The organism is Candidatus Avedoeria danica, from assembly GCA_016703025.1.
Classification (GTDB): Bacteria; Chloroflexota; Anaerolineae; order Epilineales; family Epilineaceae; genus Avedoeria; species Avedoeria danica.
The window spans coordinates 2,470,955-2,494,570 of record JADJCV010000004.1; the positions used below are offsets into that span (position 1 = coordinate 2,470,955).

Sequence of the window (23,616 nt, forward strand, 5' to 3'; positions counted from 1 at the left end):
CAGTGCCCAAAGCCCCCCCCCGGACGACGCCCGCGCCGCCGCCGAACCCCACCCTCGTCGCCCTCGCCCGCGCCTTCCCCGTGCCCACCGCCCGCTACGCCGTGCCGACTTCGGGCGGCAGCGCGGATGCGGATGGGACCGTCGCCCGCATCGCCCTGGCGGTTGCCGCCCTCGACCCGCCGCTCGTCGTCGCCCAGCGCGGCCGCGAGAGCTGGCGCTGGCGCTACGTCGACACGTTCGACGGCCTCCTGCACCGGGCCGGCGGGACGCTGGCCGTCGTCGCCCCGGCGGGGACGGCGCGGGCGAAGGCGGACGGCGCGCCGGGCAAGGGCGTCGCGGGACCGGACGACGCGGCTGGGCGCGATGCGCTCGACGATGCGACCGCCGGGCCGTGGCTGATGTGGCAAGCGCACGACGGCCGAATCCTCGACGCGGTTGCCTGGCCCGACGGATCGCCACCCGCGTTCGCCCGCGACGTCCCCGCCGGCGCCTTCCGCGACGCGCTCGCCGTCATTGCGGAGCCGCGCCGACTGCTCGCGCTGGTCGACGTCAAGGCGGTGTACCGCACGTACGGCATCGTCGACGGCGAGGGCAAGACCGTCGTGCGGTTGCGGCTGGGCGCAGGCACCGCCACGACCGAGGCTTCACCGGCCGGCGGATCCGCCCGGTCGAGCGGCGAGCTGGCGCCGTGGATCGAAGTGCTGGCCGTTCGGGGCTACGACGAGGCGCTGGCCGCGGTGAGCGATGCCATCGCCCAGCTCTCGAAGCCCGGCGGGAAGAGCGCCAAACTGGATGCGTCGGCCGTTCCGAGCCTCGTGGTGCCGGCGCTTGCGACGGTGGGGCTGAAGCCGGGCGGCGTCAGCGGCAAGTTCGACGTGCCGCTGAGCGCCGACGCGCGGGCGGATGCCGCCTCGGCGACGATCTTCCGGGCGCTCCTGCAGGCGATCCGCACGAGCGAGCCCGGCACGCGCGCCGACGTCGACCCCGAGTTCCTCCATGACTTCCGCGTCGCGGTCCGACGCACGCGCGCCGGGCTGACGCTCTTGCAGGATGCGCTGCCGGCTGCGGTCGTGGAGCACTTCAAGGCCGAGTTCGGCTGGATGGGCGCGGTCACCGGGCCGACGCGCGACCTGGACGTCTACCTCGAGAACATGCCGGCCTACCGCGCCGCGCTGCCGCCCGAGGTCGGCCGCGATCTCGGGCCGCTGGAGGCCTACCTGCGCACCCGCCAGGCGAGCGCGCACGCCGAGCTCGTCGGGGAACTCGACAGCCCGCGCTACGCCGCGCTGCTCGCGGACTGGTCGGCCGCGCTGGACGACATCGCTGCGAACGGCGCCGACGCGCCTGCCGCCGCCGAGCCGATCGCCGTTCTCGGGGCGCGGCGGACGTGGCGGCGGTTCAAGCGCGTGCTCGACGACGGGCGGGCGATCGGGCCGGACACGGCAGTCGGCGCGCTGCACCAGCTGCGGATCGAGGCCAAGAAGCTGCGCTACGCGCTCGAGTTCTTCCGCCGCCTCGTCCCGCCGGCCGAAGCGGATGCCCTGATCGGCAGCCTGAAGGGCCTCCAGGACAACCTCGGGACGCTGAACGACATGGGCGTGCAGCAGGGCGCGATGCGCGCGTTCGCCGCCGACCTCGGCCGGCGGCCGTCCAACAGCGCCGCGCTGCTGGCGATGGGCTGGCTGACGCACGACCTCCACGCGCGCGAGCAAGCGTGCCGGCTCGAGTTCGCCGCCCGGTTCGCCGCGTTCGACACGAAGGACAACCGGCAGCGCTACGAGCGCCTGTTCAGGCCACGCCGATGAGGATCATCGCCAGCTACGCGATCAAGGGCGGCGTCGGCAAGACGGCCACTGCGGTCAACCTGGCGTGGGAGGCGTGGCGGGGCGGCGCATCCGTCCTGGTCTGGGACATGGACCCGCAGGGCGCGGCATCGTTCTACTTCCGGGTGGCGCCGGACGCGCGCGGCGGCGCCAAGCAGCTCGTGAAGGGCGACACGGACGTCGCGTCGCTCGTTCGCGGATCCGACTACGACGGCCTCGACGTCCTGCCCGCCGACTTCACGTACCGCCACCTCGACCTCTACCTGGACGCCGCCAAACGACCGACCCGCCGCCTCGTCCGCCTCCTGGCCCCCCTCGCCGAGCGCTACGACTACGCCGTGCTGGACTGCGCACCCGGCATCACCCTGACGAGCGAGAGCGTCTTCGCCCTGGCCGACGCCCTGATCGTCCCGACCGTCCCGACGACGCTGAGCCTGCGGACGCTCGACCAGCTGGCCGCGCACCTCCGCAAGCACGACGCCGGTGGCGCCGTGACGCGGCCGTTCCTGAGCATGGTCGACCGGCGCAAGGCCCTTCACCGCGCGCTGGCCGACGCGATCCTCGACGGCGGCCTGCCGACGCCGTTCCCGTTCCTGCGCACCGTCATCCCGTACCTCAGCGCGGTCGAGCGCATGGGCACGCAGCGCGCGCCGGTGGGTGTGTTCGCGCCGGGCGACGCGGCGGCGACGGCGTACCGGGCGTTGTGGGGCGAGGTGCGCGAGGTCGTCGGGGGGCGATAGCGCGGGCGGGCCGGCCGTCGATCGTCGGTCGACCAGCGGCGGAAATCGCTTGGATTTGTTCTTGCGCGCTTTCTTGCGCGCTCTGAAAAGTGTGGCATCCTCGCTGGCCGTTCTCTGTGGTGACGCCATCATGGCCATGCGACCAAGGCGAACGGCGTGGGCAAGCGGCAAGCGGAGGGGCCGGAACTCGCGGACGTGCTGCGAACGGAGCACGCCGCCATCCGCGCCCGCCGGCGCGCGATCACGACGCCGTCGCCCGCGGACGCCGACGTCGCGCCGCCCACCGACGTCGTACGGTCTGAGGAGGACGCACCGCCCGCCGACGGAGCACCCCCCGCCGACATCGTCGGCCTCGCGCTCTCCGGCGGCGGGATCCGCAGCGCCACGTTCAGCCTTGGCGTCGTCCAGGCGCTCGGCCGTGCCGGCCTGCTGCCGTTCGTCGACTACCTCTCGACGGTCTCGGGCGGCGGCTTCCTCGGCGGCGCCGTGTCCGCGCTGCTCTCGACGCCGAGCGCCGGCCCGGAGCGCGAGCGCTTCCCGCTGTGCGGACCATCCGGGCAGCCCGAACCGCCCGCCGTGCGCCACCTGCGCCACAGCAGCCACTACCTGGCGCCGGGCGGCCTCCTGGACCGCGTGCGGCTGCCGCTCCTGCTCGTGCGCGGCGCGCTCGTCAACGTCGCGATCTTCCTGCCGTACATCGTCGCGGCGGCGCTCGTGACCGAGCTTGGGTTCGAGTGGATGCACACGATCCTGCCCGACGACCAGGTGCACAATCTCTGGGGACTCGTTCCACTGCTGTTCATCGCGCTGTTCGTCGCCGCCGTCCTGGTCTATCCGATCGCGGCCACGGCGTTCCGCCACCGCCTCGGCTGGGTCGGTCGCAACCGGTATGACCGGCTGCTCGGCGTGCTGTGCCTCCTGATCTTCTTCGGCTGGGGGATGGCGGTCTTTTCGCGCGCGATCGAGTTGGCCATCGGAAGCGACCCGGCGGCGGCCATGCACGCCGCACGGCAGACGATCGAGCGGGTCGAGACGTGGCGCTTCACGCTGCTCTGGCTCCTCCCGGCCGGCGTGATCGCCGTCGTCGCGTCGATGATGCTCGGGCGCGGCCGGGCCGCGAGGATCGGTCGGGCCTTCGGCATCCACGCCCTCGGCCTGCTCGCCCCCGCCACGCTCGTCCTGATCTACTTTGGGGCGCTGACCTATTGGGTCTCGTCGCCGTACCTGCCGGTCTCGCTCGTCCCGTCGCTCGACCGCGGCGAGGTCTCGCCCGCGCTCGAGGCCGAGATGGTGCAAAAGGCGTTGGAGCTCGAGGGTCCCGACACGTTCGTCTCGGTCGTCGAACCGGGGCAGCGGTGGGTGCTCGGCGACACGGGCTACACGTACCGCATCGGGCGTCGCGACGACGTCCTGCAGATCAATTGGCGCGACATGTGGCTGGCCGAGTGGGACGGTTACGTCTGGGCCTTCACGCTGGCGCTGCTCCTGCTCAACCGCGCCGCGCTCTCGATCAACACGTCCTCGGGCAACGGCTTCTACCGCGACCGCCTCAGCCGCGCCTACCTGATCCGGCGGAGCGACGACGACGAGGTGTCGTGGGTCGACGATCTCCGCCTCTCGAAGCTGAACGGGCCTGGTACGGCCGCCCCATACCACCTGATCAACGCCGCGATGAACCTGCAGGGCAGCGACGACCCCGACCTGCGCGGCCGCGAGGCCGACTTCTTCCTGTTCAGCCCCGGCTGGTCCGGCAGCCGCCGGACCGGCTACTGCGCGACGGCCGACCTCGAGCGCGCCGACCCCAACTTCGACCTCGCGACGGCGATGGCGATCTCGGGCGCGGCGGTGGCGCCGAACATGGGCGACGTCACGAACCGCGCCCTGACGTTCGACATGACGATGCTGAACTTCCGCCTGGCGTACTGGCTGCCGAACCCGGCGCGCGTGCGCCTCGGGCTGCACTGGCCGCGCTGGCGCTGGCAGTGGACGGTCCCCGGCGCCAGCTACCTCTGGCGCGAGGCCGTCGGGCGGATGGTTTCCACCAGCCGCTTCGTCAACGTCTCGGACGGCGGCCACATCGAGAACCTGGGCGTGTACAGCCTGCTCGAGCGTCGCTGCGCGCTCATCATCGCCGTCGACGGCGAGGCCGATCCGGGCATGACGTTCCCGAGCTTGATCCGGCTGATCCGCTATGCACGCATCGACCTCGGCATCACGATCGACATCGACATCGCGCGGCTCAAGGCACTGGCGGAAGGTTATCACGGCGCCCACTGGACGATCGGTCGGATCGACTACGGCGATGGCCAGTCGGGCGTCCTGTGCTACTTGAAGCTCTCGCTCACCGGCGACGAGCGGCTGGACGTGCTGGCGTACCGAGCGGGCAGCCCGTCGTTCCCGCACGAATCGACGGCGGAGCAGTTCTTCAGCGAGGAGCAGTTCGAGGCCTACCGCGCGCTCGGCTACCACATCGGTCGGCGGGTGTTCGAGGGCGCCGCTGCGGCGACGAGCGGTGCGGCGCTGGCTGCGGCGCTGTCGACGGTCGGGACAGGGGAGGTGGACGCGTGACGGCCCCGCGTCGCCGCTCGAACCCCACGGCCATCGCGATGACCGCCGCCGCCCTGCTCGCGGCGGCGACCGCCTGCCGCGCGGAGGCGCCGACGCCTGCCGCAGAGCCGGCGGTCCGCGAGGCGGGGCCGGGCACGGCGGCGCCGACATCGGCCGCCACAACACCAGCCATGCCGTCCGCCCAGCAAGGCCTGACCGGCGAAGAGATCCGGACGCTCTACCACCTCGACCAGGGCGGCGAGCTCTTCCCGCTGGCCTGGCTGCTGGCGCTCGAGGACGAGGACGGCCGGCCGTTCGTCGAGACGCTCGACCGATATGGCTTCCTGCCCGACCCGAACGGGCCGCACGGCCTGCCCGTGGGCATGACGGTCAGCCACGAAGCCAGCCAGCTGACGGTCATTCCGATGGTCGGGATGACGTGCGCGGCCTGCCACGTCGGCGAGTGGCACCGCGACGGCCAGGCGGTGCGCGTGATCGGCGGGCCGAACCTGGCGGATCAGAAGGGCTTCTTCACTGCGTTGGCGAAGGCGGCCGAGCGCTCGGTGGAGCACCCGGCCCGGCTCTACGAGGACCTCCAGCAGCAGGCGCGCGACGAGACGCTCTCTGCCGCGCTGATCGAGCGCCACCCCGAGGCCCACAAGGTGCTGACGCAGTGCACGACGCTCGAGAAGATCGGCGCCGCGGGCGCGTTCGGCCGGCAGCTCCGCGCGCACCTCGACCGGCTGCACGGCGCCGAGGCCGACGACGTGGACGCGCTGCCGAACTATGCGAACGCGCCGACGGCCGAGCCCGTCGACCGCGGCGACACCGCGGCGCTCGTGAAGGCCGACGACGGCGGCGCCGAGCTGGGCGACGGCTGCCCGCTCGAGGACGAGGCGACGCGCGCCGTGGCCGTCCACCAGATGATCGACCACTTCATGGAGACAATGCGCCTGATCGAGGGCCGCATCCTGTTCCTGCAGAGGATCGTCCTCCTCGTCCACCTGCCCCAGACCGACTTCGGCCCCGGCCGCGCCGACGACTGGGACGTCGCCCGCGCGCAGCTGTTCGACGAGCGCTGGGCGCTGCCGCTCACCTCCCCGCTCAGCTTCCCGCCGACGTGGAACCTGGACGACATCCCGTGGCTGCACTACGACAACAACACGAACTCGATCATGCAGCGCAACTACGGCCAGGCGTTCGGCACGGGCGCGCCGTTCGAACTGAAGGCGTACGGCAGCACCGTCGACCCGCGCCAGCTCCGGCTGGCCGAGGACCTGGCGCGCGAGATCACGCCGCCCGAGTGGCCCGCCGACGTGTTCGGGCCGATCGACGCGGACTTGGCGGCCAAGGGCGAGCCGATCTTCCGCGCGACGTGCGCCACGTGCCACGAGGGCGACGGGCCGGGCTCGTCGCCGGGCGACAAACAGTACGCGCTCGACGTCATCGGAACCGATCCGGAGCGCCTCACGACGTTCGGCACGCCGCTGGACGGCCAGCCGTTCGCCGACGTCTTCCCGCCGGCGCTCGACCAGTTCATGGACTGGTCGATGGCCAACGAGGGGATCGACGAGGCCGATGCCAAGCGGCTCATCGGCCCCGCGCCGGAGTGGCGCGAGACGAACAAGTACGGCACCCGCGCCCTCCACGGCAGCTGGGCCACGGCGCCCTACCTCCACAACGGCAGCGTGCCGACGCTCTACGACCTGCTGAGGCCCGCCGCCGAGCGGCCGATGTCGTTCCCGATCGGCAGCCGGGAGTACGACGTCGTCAAGCTCGGGCTGACGATCGAGGGCGTGGACGGGTGGATGTTCAACGTCGCGAAGGACGGGGCGCCGATCGCCGGCAACTCGAACGCGGGGCATGAGGGGGCGGCGTTTGGGACGGAGTTGAGCGAGGAGGAGCGGATGGCGTTGTTGGAGTTCCTCAAGGGGTACTGATCCGCGGGAGTGTCAGCGGCAATTCCTTGGTCTGCCCCACAGAATCAGGATGGGGTAAGTTGACCTGTCCGTGTCCGCGAGTCGAGGCGTCAGCCCTCACCCGCCCCGATATGCCGCCCATGCCAGCATCGCCCAGCCGGCGATGAACAGCAGCCCGCCGATGGGCGTGACCGCCCCCAACCAGCGCTGCCCGGTCAGGGCAAGCAGATACAGGCTTCCGGAGAAGACGAGGGTCCCGCCCAGGAACAGCCAGCCGGCGGTTTGCGCCGTCTGCGCCTGTGGCCAGCGGTCGACCGCCCAGGCCGCGGCGATCAGGGCGAGCGCGTGGTACATGTGATAGCGGGCGCCGGTCTCGAACGTCGCCAGGAGTTCCGTGCTGACCCGATCGCGCAGGCCATGCGCCCCGAAGGCGCCAACGAGGACGGCGAGCATGGCGGAGAGGCTGCCGAGGAGGAAGAAGGTGCGGGGCATGGTCGTCCTCAAGTCAACGGGTGAGCGCGGTGGGTGGTCGCTCCGATGAACCCAGCACGCGAGGGGTCGCCGACCAAGTGTCCAGGACCGGCCCGGTCGTCGCAACATCACGAGGCCTGAACTGCAATCGCCGGTTTGGATGCGAGGTCGTGTCATGCCACGACCCCACCGAGCATCGCCGGATTGCGGCCGTAGCCGGCTTCAGCCGGCGTCGTTATTGTAGCTCGGCGATTCATCGCCGGGCGATCGGTCGGCGGCTTGTTTACCGGCCGGCAAACCCTGACATGTCGCCCATGATGCGCCGCGACTGTTGTCCCTTGCCTTCACCTGCATTGAAGTGTACCGTGCCGCCAGTCGCCGTTGCCTCCCGCGTCCGCGCCAACCCACGCCCATGACCTGCCCAACCTGCCACCACGACAACCCCGCCGGCGCCCGCTTCTGCTCGATGTGCGGCTGCGCGCTGGCCCCCCGCTGCCCGTCGTGCGGCGCCGAGGCCGCTGTCGGCGCGCGGTTCTGCGGCGCGTGCGGCACCGCGCTCGCCGGCTCACCGTCGCCCGGCGGCGACGCCGCTCCGCCGAGCGCGACCGGTGGCCCGGTCGCCCCCGCGCCGCGCCCGCCCGCCCCGCGCACGTCGCCGGCTGCGCCATCCGCTTCCGCCCCGACCGCCAGCGCGGCCGAGCTGCGCCAGCTCACCGTCCTGTTCTGCGACCTCGTCGGTTCGACGGCGCTGTCCGAGCAGCTCGACCCTGAGGCGCTGCGCGACGTCCTGCGCGACTACCAGTCCGTCGCCGGCCGCGTCGTGGCGCGCTACGAGGGCCACCTGGCCAAGTACCTCGGCGACGGGCTGCTGGCCTATTTCGGCTACCCGACGGCGCACGAGGACGACGCCCAGCGCGCGGTCCGCGCCGGCTTGGCGATCCTCGAGGGCCTCGACCCGCTGCGCGAGCGGATGCTGCGCGAGCACGGGGCGGAGCTGCACGCCCGCATCGGCATCCACACCGGCCCGGTGGTGGCCGGCGACATGGGCGCCGACGACGCGCACGAGTCCAAGGCCGTCGTCGGCCGGACGCCCAACCTGGCGGCGCGGCTGCAGGAGCGCGCGGCGCACGACACCGTCATCATCAGCGCCGACACGTTCCGGTTGGTGCAGGGCTACTTCGAGACCGTTCCGCTCGGCAGCCACGCCCTCAAGGGCATCGCCGAGCCGGTGGACCTCTTCCACGTCCGCAGCGAGAGCGGCGCGCGCAACCGCCTGGAGGCGGCCGCGGCCGGCGAGCGGACGCCGATGGTCGGCCGCGAGCCCGAGATCGGCTTGCTTGCCGGGCGCTGGGATGCCGTCCTCGACGGGCAGGGCCAGGCGGTGCTCGTCGTCGGCGAGGCCGGGATCGGCAAGTCGCGGATCGTCCAGGCCATCAAGGAAGTCGTCGCCGCCGATCCCTCGGCCTGGCTGACGGAGTGCTTCTGCTCGCCGTACCACACGCAGAGCGCACTGTACCCCGTCATCGACCTCTTCACCCGCGTGATCTTCGGCTTCGGGCGCGGTGACGACGCCGCCGTCCGCCTGACGAAGATCGAGGGCTTCATCGCCCAATACGGACTCGCCCCCGAGCCGAACGTGCCGCTTCTGGCCGACCTGCTGTCCGTCGGCTACGACGGCCGGTACCCGCCGCTGGCGGTCGCGCCCGAGCGGCACAAGCAGCTCACGCTGCAGCTGATGGTCGATCTGCTCCTCCGGCGCGCCGCCGTCCAACCGCTCCTGCTCGTGCACGAGGACCTCCACTGGGCCGACCCGACGACGCTCGAGATGCTCGAGATGCTCGTCGGCGCGGCCGCCGACGCGCGGATCATGCTGCTCATGACGTCGCGCCCCGGTCACGACATCGCCGTCGCGCGCCGGTCCGAGGTGGCCCAGCTCACGCTCAGCCGCCTGAGCGACGGCCAGACGTCGCGCGTCGCGGCCCGGATCAGCGGCGGGCTTGAGCTGCCGGCCGAGGTCATGGCGCAGATCGTGGCCAAGACGGACGGGGTGCCGCTCTACATCGAAGAGCTGACGAAGATGGTCATCGAGGCCGGCCTCGTCGTGGAGAAGGGCGGCCGCTACGTGGCGGTCGGGCCGATCGGCGCGCTGGCGATCCCGGCCACACTCCAGGACTCGCTCGTCGCCCGTCTCGACCGCCTGTCGACCGAGAAGCTGATCGCCCAGGTGGGGGCGACGATCGGGCGCGACTTCAGCTACGACGTCATCGCCGCCGCCGCGCCGTGCGACACGCCGACGCTGCACGCCGGCCTGGAGCGCCTCGTCGGGGCGCAGCTCGTCTTCCAGCGCGGCACGCCGCCGGACGCGCGTTACGTCTTCAAGCACGCGTTGGTGCAGGACGCCGCGTACGGCTCGATGCTCACGGGCGTTCGCCGCCAGCACCACGCCCGCATCGCGGACGCCTACATCGAGCGCTTTCCCGAGGTCGCCGAGACGCAGCCCGAACTCGTGGCCCATCACCTCACGGAGGCGGGCGATCCGGTGCACGCGATGAGCTACTGGCAGCAGGCCGGCATGCGCGCCCTCGCCCGAGCGGCGGCGCGTGAGGCCGTGGCGCACCTGAACAAGGCGCTGGAGGAACTGGCGAAGTGGCCTGCGGGCACCGAGCACACGGCGCACGACCTGGCGCTGAACGCCGCCCTCGGGCAGGCGTACCTGATCTTCGAGGGGTACTCGTCGCCCAACGTCGAGCGCCACCTGTCCATCGCCCGCGATCTGTGCGAGCAGCTCGGCCACCCGCCGGTGACCGGCCCGGTCACGTGGGGCCTGTGGGCGTGCTACCTGGTGCGGGGTGATTACGCCCGGACGCGGACGCTGTCCGACGAGTTCCGGGCGGCGTGCGAACGCGTCGGCGACGACGACGGGCTCGTCGAGGCCTACATGATGTCCGGCATCGACCGCTACTACGTGGGCGAAGCCGAGGGTGCGTCGGAGTTCTTCGAGCGCTGCGCCGAAGCGTACGACCCGGCACGGCACAGCGGCCGGATCCTGGAGTACGGCAACGACTCCGGCATGGCCGGGCGGGCCTATCACAGCCTGCTGCTGTGGTGGCAGGGCCGGCCCATCGAGGCGCTGCGGGTATGCGAGGAAGGGCTGGCGATGGCGCGCGCCGTCGGCCACCCCTACATGATCGGCTTCAACCTCACCTTCGCCGCCCGCCTACACCAGATGCGCCACGACCTGCCGTCGCTCTTCGCGGCCGCCGACGAGTGCATCGCCATCGCCGTCGAGCGCGGCTTCCCGATCTGGGAAGGCTACTGCCGCATCGTCCGCGGCTGGGCGCGCGTCGTGCAAGGCGACGCCGACGAGGGCCTGGCCGAGCTGGGCGCCGGCGTCGACATCTGGCGCGCGATCGGCGCGCGCCTCTGGCTCCCGTACTTCCTCGGCCTCCTGGCCGACGCCTGCCGCTTGGCCGGCCGCTTCGACGATGGGCTCGCCGCCGTGGCCGAGGCGCAGGCCGTGGCCGCGGCAACGGGGGAGCGGATCGACGACGCGCGGCTGCTGGAGTTGCGGGGGGCGTTGCGGGTGGCGAAGGGTGGGGGCGAGGGGGATGTCGACGGCGGCGAGATCGCGGCCGGCGAGGTGGATCTGCGTGATGCGTTGGCGATGGCGCAGGCCATGGGGGCGGTGAGTTGGGGGCTGCAGGCGGCGCGGTCGTTGGCGGGGCATTTGGGGGCGACGGGGCGGGGGGGGGAGGGGGCGGCGGTGCTTGGGGCGGCGCTTGGGGCGTATGGGGAGGGGGGGGACGAGGTGGATCAGGTGGGGGGGAGGGCGGAGTTGGGGGTACTCGTTGGCGTCGAGGCGGGATGACTCCAGGCGGCAGATCGAAACCTGACCATGTCGTTCCCTTAATGCCGGCGGTATGGCAACCGCATGCATCCGAGCCTGATGCGCGCCGTTCGTTCGAACGCGACGACGTCCTTATTCAAAACATGGAGGGAGTGTGCGATGGCCGAGACGACTGCCATTCTGGCCTGGACTCTTGTCGCCGAGTGCCCGATTCCGGGCGATGTCAATGACCTCCTGGTGCCCGGCGAAGAGGCGATTGCCGCGTACAAGACGTTCCGCGATACCGCGATCTTCACCAACAAGCGTCTGATCGTGCGCGACGCTCAGGGCTTCTCGGGCAAGAAGGTTGAAATCTACTCCTTGCCGTACTCTTCTATCTTGATGTGGTCATCCGAGAACAGCCACGGCCTGCTGAACTTCAACTCGGAGATCGAACTCTGGACGAAGGCGGGCCACATCAAGGTCAACCTGAGCAAGGGCATCGACATCCGCCGCTTGGATAAGCTGATCGCGGAGTCGTTGCTCTAGATTCGTCCCAGCGATCGCCCGGCCGTGAACGGCCGGGCTACAGTAGCGACGCCGGCTGAAGCCGGCTAACAGACATGAGAACAGCCTACGTCAAGCGTTCCAGATCGCGGATTACGGTGCCATTCGCGTGGTGTTCGACCTGACGGGCGATGTAGTCGATGACGGTGGGGAGGCGGCTGTTGTGGACAGTGAACGCTCCGTACTCGGACTGCCACGCGAACAACGGGTCATGCGACTCGTGCACTTTGCGTGAGCTGACGCCCTTCAGTTGACCAACGAACGTCGATACGGCAATCGTCGGCGGCAGCGTAACGGCCATATGCACATGGTCCGGCATGCCGCCGATCGCGTGGACCATCGCCCCGAGTCCGATGCCCTTGGTGCGCAAGATCTCGTAGACGGTCGGTTGCAGCGTCGGTGTGAGAAGTGGGCGCCGCTCGCTCGTGGCCCAGACCAGATGGTAGTGAAGGCTGCAATACGGCATCGCGACGTCCATCAACGACGGCTGGGTGGCGGCACAGTGGACACACTGCCATTGCCTTCGCGGCCTACTAGCCGGCTTCAGCCGGCGTCGTTATTGTAGCCCGGCCGTTCACGGCCGGGTGATCACCGGCCAGCGACCGCTCCTCCACCATCCGTCCCGTGCCCCCGACTACAGAGGCACGGCGGACGACGCCAGTGGCGTGTCAGCCCCCTATCGCCGGTCAGCCCCCGTCAGCTCCCCGATCCGCTCGTCTTGCATCCAGATCGCGTCCACAAGCTCGAACGCGACCGGTGCCAACGGCGTCCCGATCACCTCGTCGCGCCGCAACGCCCGACCCACGAGGTCGCTCTCCGCCACTGGCCGCGTGCCCGCATCGATCACCATGAACCAGGGTCCGTCGTCCATCACGCGGAACTCGAGCGCTACGGCGAACCGATCCGCATTGCTGGCATCATCGCCCCACCGCCCGACGATGAGGTCAAAGTTGGCGCCGTGCCGCTCGACCTCGCCGAGCGTCCACCGCACAAAGTACGAGGCCTCAGCCGCTTCGCCGCGCGATATCGTTCCCCATACGCTCCGCGTGGTACCCCCACAGCATTCGCACGGACCGAAGTCCTTGCTACCCATCGGTTCGATGCTCAGATCACCCATAGGTCGTTTGCCCAGCCCTTCCTCGCTTCGCACGTGCGTGCGGAGCGCGATTTCGGGGCGCTGACGCGATCGTTCGAGGCGGGGGTCGCCCAGCTAATGCCTTGACAACGCGCGCTGCGACCCAACATACACGATCCGATAGATGTTGCCGTTCCTATCATCCGAAACGAATACCTCGCCTGCGGCGCCGACGGCCACGCCCGCCGGACGCCCCCAGGCGCCGCCGCACTCCTGGGATGGGCTGTCGCGGAAGCCGGTCAGAAAAGGCAGGGCCTCCACCGGCTGGCCGTCGCGTACGACGATCTGTTGAACCCGGCAGTCGCGCGGGGTCTGGTCGGCATTCCAGGAGCCATGGTAGGCAACCAGCAGGCTGTTCTGATACGCCGCCGGGAACTGGGTCTTGTCATAGCGCGTCATGCCGAGCGGCGCCTGATGCGCCTCGTCGGTGAACAGGGCCGGCGTCACCTGATCGCAACTGGTGACCGGCGCGGCAAGGGCCACCCGCGTATCGCGTACCTCGCTGGTACCGGCGGGCGTGACGCCGAGGCTGGGCGTGTAGCAGAACGGCCAGCCGTAGTGCTTGCCGCGCTCGACCTGGATCACGATCTCCTCGGGCGGCGCGTCGTTGCCCAGGCCGTCGCTGCCGTTGTGGTCGGCCCACAGGCGCCCATCCGGCAGGAACAGGAAGTCCACGCTGTTGCGCAACCCCTCGGCCCAGACCGGACGGCGGGTCTCGGTCGGGTCGCCCGCGAAGGGGTTGTCCGCGGGGATCGAGCCGTCCAGGTTGAAGCGCAGGATCGTGGCGCGGCGCTTGTCGGTTTCGACGTTGTTGTTGCTGCTGGAGCCCGCGGCCACGTAGAGCTTGCCGTCCGGGCCGATGTGCAGCGTGCGCGAGGTGTGCCCACCGCCGCTGGGGATGTTGGAGGTGACGGTGACGCGCTCGCCGCTGTCGGTGAAGGAGCCGTCGCCGTTCAGGTCGGTTAGCTTTGAGACCCTGTTGTTCTCGGCGACATAGAACGAGCCGTCGTACCATTCCAGGTTGTGGGGCCCGGTCAGGCCGCTGGCCACAACCTGATTGGCGTCGGCCAGGCCGTCGTTGTCTGCGTCGGCCAGCCGTACGATCGCTGAGCCGCGGCGTGATGCGACGTACAGCGCCCCGTCCGGCCCGGTCGTCATCAGGCGCGGCTCCCTCAGGCCGCTCGCGTACATCCGCACCGCGAAGCCTTCCGGTACCTGGAGGCGAGCGCTTGCCGCGTCCGGCGGCGGCACCACCGGCGCGTCGGTCCCCTGCGTGGCGGTCGCACCCGGGCTTGCGGTCGCGGAGGGGAGGGCGGTCGCTGTCGGGCTGGCGCTCGCGGACGGTTTGGCCGTCGGCGGCGACATCGGTGCAGCGCCAAGCCTCATCGCCATCGGCATGTAGATCTTGCCGTCCGCCGCCTGCGCCCCCCCGGCGATCAGCAGGGCAACCAGGAGTGCGCTGAACAGGGCCACGCGCTGGGTTGTCCGCATCGATCGGCTCCTCTCGTCGGGCAGCGGCCCCACCCAGTCGCCGCCATCGTAGCTACCAGAGTCGAGGCGCACAAGTGGGAGACGAACAGGCGTTGCACCACGGTAGGGAGCGGTCAACCAACAAGAGCCGCGAGACCCCATGGCGTGAGCCGTCGGATGCTCGGCATGTTGGGCGGGGGTGGCGGTGGGCGGGTACGGGGACGGCGGCAATGGCTGCGATGGCTGCGATGGCTGCGATGGCGACGGCTACGCGCCGGAAGACCCTCCGCTAGTCGCGGCCGCTACTGCCCGTGCCCGCCGCCCACATCAGCCCCAGGATCACCGCCCAGCTCACGGCGCGGATCACCATCGCCGTGATGCTCTCGCTGGCGACCGTGTCGCGCAGCGCCGTGAGGAGCGTCCCGAGCACGGCCGAGTGCGCCACGAAGGTCACCACGGCCAGCGGCATCGCCCAGGCGTGACGCCGCCAGATCAGCACGCTGGTCACCAGCAGCGAGAGAATGCCGGCACCGACGTTGTAGTACGGCAGCCATTCGATGACGGTGTAGCCCGGATCGCGGCCCAGCAACAGCACGGTGCCGCCGGCCCCGATCGCCATCGCGCCCATCAATGCCGCCAGCAGTGCGGCCCCATAGCGCAGGTAGTTCTTCATCGCCAGCTCCCAAGGTGAGGGCAAATCTCAGTCGTACGGATGCATGCTGACAATCACATCCGCCCCCGCCGCGCACTGCGGCCGGGAGCTTCCTACGGCACTACGAAAGCAGCGGCTCTTCCGCGGTCCCGTGCTCGGCCGCAGCAAGGCCCTCGCGCAGCGTCTGCCAGGTGGCCCATGCGATGGGCGCCGACGCCAGCGCCCAGAGCGTGTAAGCCGTGCCGAGGGGCGATCGCATCGTGCTTATCTCCCTTGGTGCTGTACTCGCTCTTGCGGACAACCTATCCGCCCGTCACCTTCGCCGCCTGCGTTCCCAGGAACGCCAGACGCGTCTCTGCGTCGACCCCGCGCTGGGCCCCATCCGGCGCGACCACCGTTGCCCCTGGACCCACACGGAACCGCTCGCCATCCACGGTCATCCACCCGGTGCCTTCGAGGAAGTGATAGGCAGATGCCGGGGCAGGATGGACCGGGAGGCTCTGGCCGGCCTCCAGGCCGACGATGACCGCTCGGAACGTATCTGTCTCCAGCACCTTCTGTGGTCGTGGTCCGTCGGAAGCGAATACCACGACATCTCTCCAGTTCGAGTACAGCGCCGCTCCCTGCATGGTGCTCATAGCGTGGATTTGCTCCTATTTATCCGCTCGATCCGCGAGACGGTCCCGAAACGACGTGTGGCATGCCACACACTCGCGCTGCAGTTGCGCGTTCAGCGTGAGCACTTCCGGCATGTCCTGGCCCATGGCTGCCTCGGACAGCGCCAGCCCGGTGTCGTGCACGCGCTGGTGACAGGCGATGCCGTGCTCCATCAGCAGGTGTATCATGGATCTACGCTAAGCCATTTCGGGCCTGGGCGCAAACTCGACGGCGCTGGCGGCCGGCCATGCCAGCCAGGCCCACGGCCCTGTCCGCGCCGCTCAGACAAGCATGTGGCACCTCACACACCCCACAAGGAGTTTGTTTGATGTTATCCATCGCACTACATGACAACGTTGTTTTTCATGACAGAGACCCAAATGCTGAACCTCTTTTCGTTGACAAGACGGGCCGCATCTTGCGATTTGCCCTGAAGCCCGGCCAGTCAGTGCAAGAGCACGTGTCCCCACACTCGCCAGTGTACATCGTAGTTCTTAAGGGAGTCGGGGTGTTTTCGGGTGGCGATAAGCAGGAGCAACGCAGTGGCCCTGGCACGCTGTTTGTCATCGCTGCGGGGGAAGCACACGCCATTCGGGCGGAAGATGAGGAGTTGGTATTCCTGGCATTTCTAAACGGTGTCCCCGGAGCGAAGTGACACGAGGCGTGTCGCGCCATGCAGGCCGCCGCGCCGAGCGCTCGGCGCCCGCCCTCAAACCGTCAACACGACATTCCCTGTCTTCCGCCACGTATCCACATACCGATGCGCCTCCACGATCCCCTCCAACGGATACACCCGATCGATGACCGCCCGATACGCGCCCGCCTCGATCCACCCCTTCAGGAGCACCACGTCCCCCCGGTCATACCGCGAACGCGCGCCGACGAGCCTGCGGTCGCCGAACCACGCGGCCCACAGGCCGTAGGGAACGTTGCGCAGTCCGTCCGTCGCGACCCAGATCCCGCCCGGTCGCAGCATGCGCCGGGTGCGCGGGAACGAGAGCTTGCCGACGGCATCGACGAGGACGTCGTAGCCCTCGCCGCTGCGCGTGAAGTCCTCTCGCTGATAGTCGATCACCTCGTCGGCGCCGAGCGAGCGGACAACGTCGACGCTCGTCGTGCCGCAGACGGCCGTCACGTGGGCACCCAGGAGCTTGCCGATCTGCACCGCCGCCGTCCCGCACGACCCCGATGCGCCGTACACCAGCAGGCGCGTGCCGACGCCCACGTTCCCCCGGCGCAGCGCGGCCAGCCCCTGGGCCGCGCCGTCGCACACCGCCGCCGCCTCCTCGAAGCGCATCCCGCTTGGCATGTGCGCCAGGATGCCGGCTTCCCGGACGCAGACGTACTCGGCGTTCGCGCCTTGGCGGACGCCGAAGACGCGGTCGCCGGGCGCGAACGCCGTCACGGCCGCGCCGGCCGTCTCCACCACGCCGGCCAGCTCCAAGCCAAGCCGCCACTTCGGGCGCCGAACGCCCCGCAGCAGCCGCCACGGCCACGGCTTCGCCCGCCGCGCATGGCAGTCCGTTTGCGTGACGGTCGTGGCGTGGACCCGGACGAGCACCTCGTCCGCCTTCGGGACGGGCCGATCGACGTCTTCGACCCGCAGCGTCTCCGGCGGGCCGTAGCGATCCTGCACGACTGCCTTCACGCGCGGTCTCGCTTACGGTCCGCGAGGCCCGGGTGGCGGATCGGACCGCCGTCCCGTCGCAGCGGACAGCACCCACCGTCGCGTCCACGCATTCTCTGTCCCTCCTTCGCGCCCACTGCGCCGCCTCCACCGTGCGGCCCTCGATGGGTTATGCCAATGCGGCGTGAACGGACCGCGTGGATCCTCGCGGGGCGGGCGTAGGGGCGAAGCAATTGCTTCGCCCCTACCGTCGGCCATCGCATGGCGGTGCGCGATCACAGACACGGCCCGATCACGGCGGATGCGTACTACGCACGTTCCGCCCCGTCGTTTCGCATGCCGCCCGCACAGCGCTAGCCTATGGCCCGCCGCGCACGCAGCACGGATGCCCGACCCTCGACGCCCGACACCGGACGCCCGTCGTCGGCACCACAGAACGTGGAGACCGCAAACCCATGACGGACCCGCACAGCGCCGCACCCCCGAGTTCATCGGATTCCCCGGACGCCCCCGTCCTCGCCTGGCTCCTCGACACCGACCCCGCCATCCGCTGGCAAGTCATGCGCGACCTCACCGACACCCCCCCGGAAACCATCGCCGCCGAACGCTCCCGCGTCGCCACCGAAGGCTGGGGCGCTCAGCTCCTCGACCTCCAACAGCCCGACGGCACCTGGGGCGACGGCGTCGCGGTGCCGCATTGGTGGTCGAACCTGTACACCCTGGTCTTCCTGCGCGACCTCGGGGCCGACCCTTCGAGCCCGCGCGTGCGGCAGGCGATCGACCTCGTCCGCAGTCACGTCACGTGGGGGCCGGAGTGGGGCGACGCGCCGTTCTTCGAGGGCGAGGTCGAGCCGTGCATCAACGGCCGCGTCGTCGCGCTCGGCGCGTACTTCGGCGAGCGTTCGGACGCACTCGCCCTGCGCCTGCTGGGCGAACAGCTCGCCGACGGCGGCTGGAACTGCGAGGCCGAGCGAGGCTCGGTCCGCTCGTCGTTCCACACGACGATCTGCGTCCTCGAAGGCCTGCTCGCGTTCGAGCAGGCGTTCGGCGCGTCGTCGACGATCGCTGAGGCGCGGCGGCGAGGCGAGGAATACCTCCTCGATCGTCGGCTCCTGCGCCGCCTGTCGTCCGGCGAGATCATCAACCCCGCGTGGTCGCAGCTCGCCTTCCCGCCGCTCTGGCGCTTCGACGTCCTGCGCGCGCTCGACTACCTCCGCGCGGCCGGCGCGCTGCCGGATGCGCGGGCCGACGAGGCCGTCGCCATCGTGCGCGAGCGGCGCCAGGCCGACGGGCGGTGGCCGCTCGACGTGCACCACAAGGACACGCTGCATGCGGAGATGGCCGGCGCCGTCGGCGAGCCGAATCGGTGGATCACGCTGCAGGCGTTGCGGGTGCTGGACGGAGGCGCGAGTCGAGGATAAAGGCCATGCCGAGCCGCCGCAGGCGGTGGTACCATGTCGTCACAAGGCGACGCGGCATGCACAAGGAGATGGGTCGATGGCGCGAGTGCTGGGCGTAGGCGGTGTCTTCTTCAAGGCGAAGGATCGCGATGCGCTGATCGCGTGGTATCGCGACGTCCTCGGCCTCGACATGCTGGACTGGGGCGGCGCCGTCTTCACGCCGGAGGCGATGGCTGCCCATCCCGGCGCCGGCACCGTGTTCAGCCCGTTCGAAGCCGACACGGACTACATGCTGCCGTCGACCAAGGAGTTCATGATCAACCTCGCCGTCGACGACCTCGACGGCGTGCTGGCGCGGTGCGCGGAGCATGGCGTCATGCCGGTGAACACATTCCCGGACGATTTCAACGGCCGCTTCGCCCACATCGTGGATCCGGAGGGCACCAAAATCGAGCTTTGGCAGCCGCGGCCGATGGATCCCGCGGACCCCCCGCCGAGCTAGTACCCCACCACTGCCGATTTTCCGGGTTCCGTACTCTGGTAGCCACCACGAGCATGTTCAGTGGTGGGATACTAGGCAAGTTCGCAAGGCGAGAGAGGAATCACCGATGGCCGTCCGTGTCGACCTGAACATCTCCCTCGACGGTTTCGCGACGACGACGGACCAGACCCCCGAGGACCCGTTTGGCCAGGACTGGGGCCGCCTCGTCGGCCACTACGCCGCCACCCGCACGGTCCGGGAGCGCGTGCTGCACGACACGTCCGGCGAAGGTACGACCGGCATCGACGACGACTACGCGGCGGCGTACTTCGCCGGGGTCGGGGCGGAGATCATGGGCGCCGGCATGTTCGGGCTGCACAACCATCCCGACGATCCCGACTGGCGCGGCTGGTGGGGCGACGAGCCGCCGTTCCGGGTCCCGGTGTTCGTCCTCACCCACACCCCGCGCCCGACGATCGAGATGGCGGGCGGCACGACCTTCCACTTCCTCTCCGCAACGCCCGCCGAAGCGCTCGACAAAGCGCTGGCCGTTGCGGGCGGCAAGGACGTACGGATCGGCGGCGGGCCGACCGTGGTCCGCCAATTCCTCAAGGCCGGTCTCGTCGACCAGCTCCACGTCGCCATCGTGCCGATCCTGCTCGGCCGCGGCATCCGGCTGTGGGACGACCTGCGCGGCCTGGAGTCCGGCTACCGGGTGAAGGTCGAGGCCGCACCGAGCGGCACGACGCACCTGACGTTTCGGCGCTGACGCCCCGGATCGCGCCCCGGCGCGGCCGACGTCCGGACGACGACCCCGCCTTCGTCCCGCCGATACGAGCAATCGTTTCTTCAAGGAGCGCAGGCCCGTCCTTCAAGAGACGGGGCGCGGTTCTTCAAGAAACACAGGCCCGTTCTTCAAGAAGCGCGACTCGCTTCTTCAAGAAACGCGGGCCTGTTCTTCAAGAAGCCCGGCACGGTTCTTCAAGAAACGCGCGAACGGCTTCTCAAGCCCGAACTCAGACCGCCGGCGGCATCTCCCCGCCCGCGCCATTCGCCGCACCGCCGCTCCCGCCGTTGCGCCGCCCCTCCGGCGCCGCCAGCGCCCGCCCCGCCTCGCGCTCGAGCTCGGCGCGGCGCTCGGCCATCGCCCGGAGCGCCGCGTCGCGGGCCGTGGACAGGCGGCCGGCCAGGCCGTGGGAACCTCGCGCCGCGGCGGGGGCGCCGGGCGGTGGGGGCGGGAGGAGGCGCTGCGGGAGATCGCGCCAGCCGACGCCGTTGCGCTGCATCCAGGTCGCCAGCGCGTAGCCTGCCGCCGCACCCACCAGGAGCGTGCCCAGCCGGCTGTTGGAGCGCGCAGGGGAGGTCGTTGCCATCATCGCCGCCCTTCGGGGGTGTGCGGCCGTCACCCGCGGCCGCGGAAGAAGCGTCCGAGCCCACGCCGGCCCGTCGCCGGCGCGTCGCCCGGATTGGCGGCCGGCTTGACGGCCGGCTTGGCCGCCGGCGACGCCGGCCGCCGGGCGGGCAGCGGCACCGAGCGGATGCGCTCGCTCATGAACGACGACGTGTCGCGCACCGTCGCCACGGTCTCGAGCGCGGAGTCCAGGACGGGCTGCGCGTCGCGCTTGAGCGCCCGGCCGAGGCGATAGAGCTGCCACGCGACGAGCGCGCCGAACACGCAGCTCAGCGTGAACGTGAGCGCCGCCAGGATGATGAGGATGTCGCGCATCACGGCATGCCAGCTGGCGTCCATGGCCACTTCCCTCTACCTTCGCGGGGGCGGCGATTGTAGCACGTGGCGGGCGACGGTGGCGGAACCCAACCCTACCCTACCCCCGCTCCCCGCGCCCCCCACCCCGCCATCGCCACAACGCCATCGCCACCCACGCGCCCGCGACGCCGTGGATCAAGTGCACGCCGCCCAGCCGCCCGCCGTGGCTGTCGATCAGGCGGGCGAAGAGCTCGCCGGCGACGAATCCGGCCGCGGCGACCCCGATCGCGGCCGCGAAGCCGCGTGTCGTCCGGCCGAAGAGCGTGTGGAAGAGGCTGCCGGAGAGGGCGATGACGAGCAGCGCCAGCGCAAGGCCGGGCGGCAGCCCGCGCACCGCCGCGGCGACGTCGCTCATGCGGCCGCCGCGATCGTGCCGCCGCCGAGCACGACGGTGTCGTCGTCCCGCCACGCCACCAGCCCTTGGCCGGGCGCCGGTGCGCGCACGGGCGCGTCGAACCGGACGGCGGCGCCGCCGTCCGGCAGCGGCGTCAGCGTGGCCGCCGCGGCCGTGGCGCGGTAACGGACCTGCGCCGTCACGCGCACCGGACCATCGGGCGCCGCGCCGCCGCTGTAGTGCATCCGGCGAACGACCACGTCGTTCGTCCCCAGCGCCTCCGCCGGCCCGACGACGAGCGCATTGCGGACCGCATCGCGGCCGACGACGAACACGGGTTCGCCGGTGGCCACCCCAAGCCCGCGCCGCTGACCGATCGTGTAGCGCGGCAACCCGGCGTGCGTGCCGAGCCGGCGGCCGGTTCGGTCGACGATCGCGCCGGGCGCCATCACCGCGGCGGGCAGGTGGCGGCCGAGGAAGCCGGCCGCGCCGTCGGGCGCCGTCCAGCACAGATCGACCGAGTCCGGACGGTGGGCGACGAGCAGCCCGAGCCGCTCCGCCGTCGCGCGGACCTCGGTCTTCAGCATCGCGCCCAGCGGAAAGCACGCCCGCGCCAGCTGCGCCTGATCGAGCGCGTGCAGCACATAGGACTGGTCCTTGGTGGCGTCGACGCCGCGCAGGAGCTCGACGGTGCCGTCCGGCGCGCGGCGCGTCCGCGCGTAGTGGCCCGTGGCCAGCGCATCTGCGCCGAGCGCGACCGCTTGGTCCAACAGGAGGCCGAAGCGCACCCGGCGGTTGCAGTTGAAGCACGGATTGGGGGTGTCGCCGGCCGCCGCCGCGGCCAGAAAGGCATCGACCACCGCCGCCTTGAACGCGTCGCGGACGTCGATGACCGAGAACGGGATGCCGATCCGATCCGCCACCGCCCGGGCGTCGTCCACGGCGCCCAGCGTGCAGCAGCGGTTCGCGGCTTCGGGCGCATCGGGCTCAGCCCACAGCCGGAGCATGATCCCAAACACGCGGTGCCCGGCCGCCGACAGGAGCGCCGCCGCCACGGAGCTGTCGACGCCACCGCTCATGGCGACGGCGACGGTGGTGCTCACAACTCCTGCTGGACGATCGTCCCGTCCGCCGCGAGCCGCCATTGCAGCTCCTTGACGTCGCCCTTGTCACCCAACGAGCCCGCATCGCGGCCGTTGAGCGAAACCCGCGTACCGCCGGCGTTGCCGGTGCGCAGGCGCACGAGCGACCGCGCCTCGAAGCGCAGCGGCGTGGTGCCCGGCTTGAGGAAGGTGTAGAACGCGGGCTTGGCGGCGTCGTCCAGGTAGACCGACAGCCAGGCGTCCTCGACGGCCTCGATCTGAATGACGAGGCCGAGCGTCGCCGTCGTTGTCGTCTGCGCAGCCACGGTCGGCTGTGGGACGGTCGTCCCACCGAGGGCCGCCACCGCCGTGCCGCCGGTCGCCGATGCGGTCGCCGACGTTGGCGCTGCCGCGCCGGCCGCGCGCGTCGCCGACGTCGTCGTGCCGCCGAGCTGCCGCGTGGCGATCGGCGTTGCTGCGGCCGGTGCGGCGCCGGTGCTCGTCGGGGCGGCGGACGGTGCGACATCCCCGTCGGCCGCCAAGCGCCGGACCACCGGCCCGAGCTGCGTCACGACCATCCAGCCGAAAAGGCCGGCCGCGACGAGGAAGACGACGCCCGAAAGGACGGTCTCGAAGCTCAGCCTCGGCTGCCGGATCAGCGGCCGGTTCATGAGCTGCGGCTCCGGCAAGCGCGCCTCGTTCGGGCGCTCCTTGGCGTACATCCGCAGAACCGTCGAGGCGCTGAGGCCGAGGGAGCGCGCGTACATCTTGACCAAGCCGCGCGTGTAAACACCCGGCGGCAAGTCGTCCCACTCGCCGAACTCGATCGCACGGAGGTACTTGGCCCGGATTCGCGTCTGGGCCTCGATGTCCGCGTAGCTGAGCCCGCTCTCTTCGCGCTGGCGCTGCAGGTAGGCCCCCAGCTCCGACAAGCTCATCCCGACCGCCTTTCCAAGAACTGCACCCCAGATACGGGCCCAACAAGCACCCCGGGCAGCACCCCAGTATCGCCGGTGGCGGCGACGCGGTCAATCATAGGGATGCGGCCAAAGAAAGGGGCGGACACGAGGTCCGCCCCCTTCCGACTGTCTTACCGAACCTTCTTACCGAACCTTCT

General features: G+C 70.8%; 23 protein-coding genes and 1 pseudogene. 10 read left to right on the forward strand and 14 right to left on the reverse strand.

Annotation, left to right across the window (positions count from 1 at the left end; genetic code table 11):
• The first annotated feature begins 2 nt into the window (after positions 1-2).
• From IPG72_12835 to IPG72_12850, 4 genes and pseudogenes are all read left to right on the forward strand, one after another.
• Positions 3-1,805 carry a CHAD domain-containing protein gene (locus IPG72_12835; GenBank protein MBK6769870.1) on the forward strand — a complete coding sequence of 601 codons (1,803 nt, stop codon included), beginning with the start codon at positions 3-5 and terminating at the stop codon, positions 1,803-1,805.
• Positions 1,802-2,563: a ParA family protein gene (locus IPG72_12840; GenBank protein ID MBK6769871.1), complete on the forward strand. Its 762-nt coding sequence runs from the start codon at positions 1,802-1,804 to the stop codon at positions 2,561-2,563. Before IPG72_12835 ends, IPG72_12840 begins: the two co-directional genes overlap by 4 nt.
• Before the next feature lie 156 nt (positions 2,564-2,719).
• Positions 2,720-3,067: pseudogene (locus IPG72_12845) on the forward strand (hypothetical protein).
• Positions 3,068-5,127: 2,060 nt separating this feature from the next.
• On the forward strand, positions 5,128-7,050 hold the full coding sequence (locus IPG72_12850; GenBank protein MBK6769872.1) for a hypothetical protein: 1,923 nt from the start codon (positions 5,128-5,130) through the stop codon (positions 7,048-7,050).
• 96 nt (positions 7,051-7,146) lie between these two features.
• Here IPG72_12850 and IPG72_12855 read toward each other — a convergent pair whose 3' ends face one another.
• Positions 7,147-7,521: a DUF423 domain-containing protein gene (locus IPG72_12855; protein ID MBK6769873.1), complete on the reverse strand. Its 375-nt coding sequence runs from the start codon at positions 7,519-7,521 to the stop codon at positions 7,147-7,149.
• 391 nt (positions 7,522-7,912) lie between these two features.
• Here IPG72_12855 and IPG72_12860 point away from each other — a divergent pair, with 391 nt between their 5' ends.
• Positions 7,913-11,368, forward strand: a complete 3,456-nt coding sequence (locus tag IPG72_12860; GenBank protein MBK6769874.1) for an AAA family ATPase — start codon at positions 7,913-7,915, stop codon at positions 11,366-11,368.
• Positions 11,369-11,506: 138 nt separating this feature from the next.
• A complete protein-coding gene (locus IPG72_12865) occupies positions 11,507-11,875 on the forward strand; it encodes a PH domain-containing protein (protein ID MBK6769875.1) in 369 nt (122 codons plus the stop codon).
• Between the two features lie 85 nt (positions 11,876-11,960).
• On the opposite strand, the gene tnpA is transcribed toward IPG72_12865, so the two are convergent.
• The 7 genes from tnpA to IPG72_12900 form a co-directional block, all read right to left on the reverse strand.
• Positions 11,961-12,371, reverse strand: a complete 411-nt coding sequence (tnpA, locus tag IPG72_12870; GenBank protein MBK6769876.1) for an IS200/IS605 family transposase — start codon at positions 12,369-12,371, stop codon at positions 11,961-11,963.
• Positions 12,372-12,569: 198 nt separating this feature from the next.
• Complete coding sequence (locus IPG72_12875) at positions 12,570-13,010, reverse strand: hypothetical protein (protein ID MBK6769877.1); 441 nt, start codon at positions 13,008-13,010, stop codon at positions 12,570-12,572.
• A gap of 93 nt (positions 13,011-13,103) precedes the next feature.
• Positions 13,104-14,393 (reverse strand): PQQ-dependent sugar dehydrogenase, encoded by a 1,290-nt coding sequence (locus IPG72_12880; protein ID MBK6769878.1) that lies wholly within the window; start codon positions 14,391-14,393, stop codon positions 13,104-13,106.
• Positions 14,394-14,787: 394 nt separating this feature from the next.
• On the reverse strand, positions 14,788-15,171 hold the full coding sequence (locus IPG72_12885; GenBank protein MBK6769879.1) for a hypothetical protein: 384 nt from the start codon (positions 15,169-15,171) through the stop codon (positions 14,788-14,790).
• 100 nt (positions 15,172-15,271) lie between these two features.
• On the reverse strand, positions 15,272-15,409 hold the full coding sequence (locus IPG72_12890; GenBank protein MBK6769880.1) for a hypothetical protein: 138 nt from the start codon (positions 15,407-15,409) through the stop codon (positions 15,272-15,274).
• 43 nt (positions 15,410-15,452) lie between these two features.
• Positions 15,453-15,788, reverse strand: a complete 336-nt coding sequence (locus IPG72_12895) for a hypothetical protein (GenBank protein MBK6769881.1) — start codon at positions 15,786-15,788, stop codon at positions 15,453-15,455.
• 15 nt (positions 15,789-15,803) lie between these two features.
• On the reverse strand, positions 15,804-15,980 hold the full coding sequence (locus tag IPG72_12900; protein MBK6769882.1) for a hypothetical protein: 177 nt from the start codon (positions 15,978-15,980) through the stop codon (positions 15,804-15,806).
• Positions 15,981-16,135: 155 nt separating this feature from the next.
• On the opposite strand from IPG72_12900, the gene IPG72_12905 reads away from it, so the two are divergent.
• The gene (locus IPG72_12905; protein ID MBK6769883.1) at positions 16,136-16,462 is read left to right on the forward strand and encodes a cupin domain-containing protein; all 327 of its coding nucleotides are present in this window, start codon (positions 16,136-16,138) and stop codon (positions 16,460-16,462) included.
• A gap of 54 nt (positions 16,463-16,516) precedes the next feature.
• Here IPG72_12905 and IPG72_12910 read toward each other — a convergent pair whose 3' ends face one another.
• On the reverse strand, positions 16,517-17,455 hold the full coding sequence (locus tag IPG72_12910; protein MBK6769884.1) for an NAD(P)-dependent alcohol dehydrogenase: 939 nt from the start codon (positions 17,453-17,455) through the stop codon (positions 16,517-16,519).
• A gap of 434 nt (positions 17,456-17,889) precedes the next feature.
• Here IPG72_12910 and IPG72_12915 point away from each other — a divergent pair, with 434 nt between their 5' ends.
• The 3 genes from IPG72_12915 to IPG72_12925 all read left to right on the forward strand — a co-directional run bounded on the left by IPG72_12915 (position 17,890) and on the right by IPG72_12925 (position 20,084).
• Complete coding sequence (locus IPG72_12915; GenBank protein ID MBK6769885.1) at positions 17,890-18,855, forward strand: hypothetical protein; 966 nt, start codon at positions 17,890-17,892, stop codon at positions 18,853-18,855.
• Positions 18,856-18,931: 76 nt separating this feature from the next.
• Positions 18,932-19,336, forward strand: coding sequence for a VOC family protein (locus tag IPG72_12920; protein MBK6769886.1), 405 nt, complete (start codon positions 18,932-18,934; stop codon positions 19,334-19,336).
• A 106-nt stretch (positions 19,337-19,442) separates the two neighbouring features.
• Positions 19,443-20,084, forward strand: a complete 642-nt coding sequence (locus IPG72_12925; GenBank protein MBK6769887.1) for a dihydrofolate reductase family protein — start codon at positions 19,443-19,445, stop codon at positions 20,082-20,084.
• A gap of 247 nt (positions 20,085-20,331) precedes the next feature.
• Here IPG72_12925 and IPG72_12930 read toward each other — a convergent pair whose 3' ends face one another.
• The 5 genes from IPG72_12930 to IPG72_12950 all read right to left on the reverse strand — a co-directional run bounded on the left by IPG72_12930 (position 20,332) and on the right by IPG72_12950 (position 23,437).
• Positions 20,332-20,691 (reverse strand): hypothetical protein, encoded by a 360-nt coding sequence (locus IPG72_12930; GenBank protein ID MBK6769888.1) that lies wholly within the window; start codon positions 20,689-20,691, stop codon positions 20,332-20,334.
• Positions 20,692-20,717: 26 nt separating this feature from the next.
• Complete coding sequence (locus IPG72_12935) at positions 20,718-21,065, reverse strand: hypothetical protein (protein MBK6769889.1); 348 nt, start codon at positions 21,063-21,065, stop codon at positions 20,718-20,720.
• Positions 21,066-21,141: 76 nt separating this feature from the next.
• A complete protein-coding gene (locus IPG72_12940) occupies positions 21,142-21,438 on the reverse strand; it encodes a hypothetical protein (GenBank protein ID MBK6769890.1) in 297 nt (98 codons plus the stop codon).
• The gene (gene mnmA, locus IPG72_12945) at positions 21,435-22,562 is read right to left on the reverse strand and encodes a tRNA 2-thiouridine(34) synthase MnmA (GenBank protein MBK6769891.1); all 1,128 of its coding nucleotides are present in this window, start codon (positions 22,560-22,562) and stop codon (positions 21,435-21,437) included. Before mnmA ends, IPG72_12940 begins: the two co-directional genes overlap by 4 nt.
• Positions 22,517-23,437 (reverse strand): helix-turn-helix domain-containing protein, encoded by a 921-nt coding sequence (locus tag IPG72_12950; GenBank protein MBK6769892.1) that lies wholly within the window; start codon positions 23,435-23,437, stop codon positions 22,517-22,519. The genes mnmA and IPG72_12950 overlap by 46 nt, the downstream gene beginning before the upstream one ends.
• Positions 23,438-23,616: the final 179 nt, after the last annotated feature.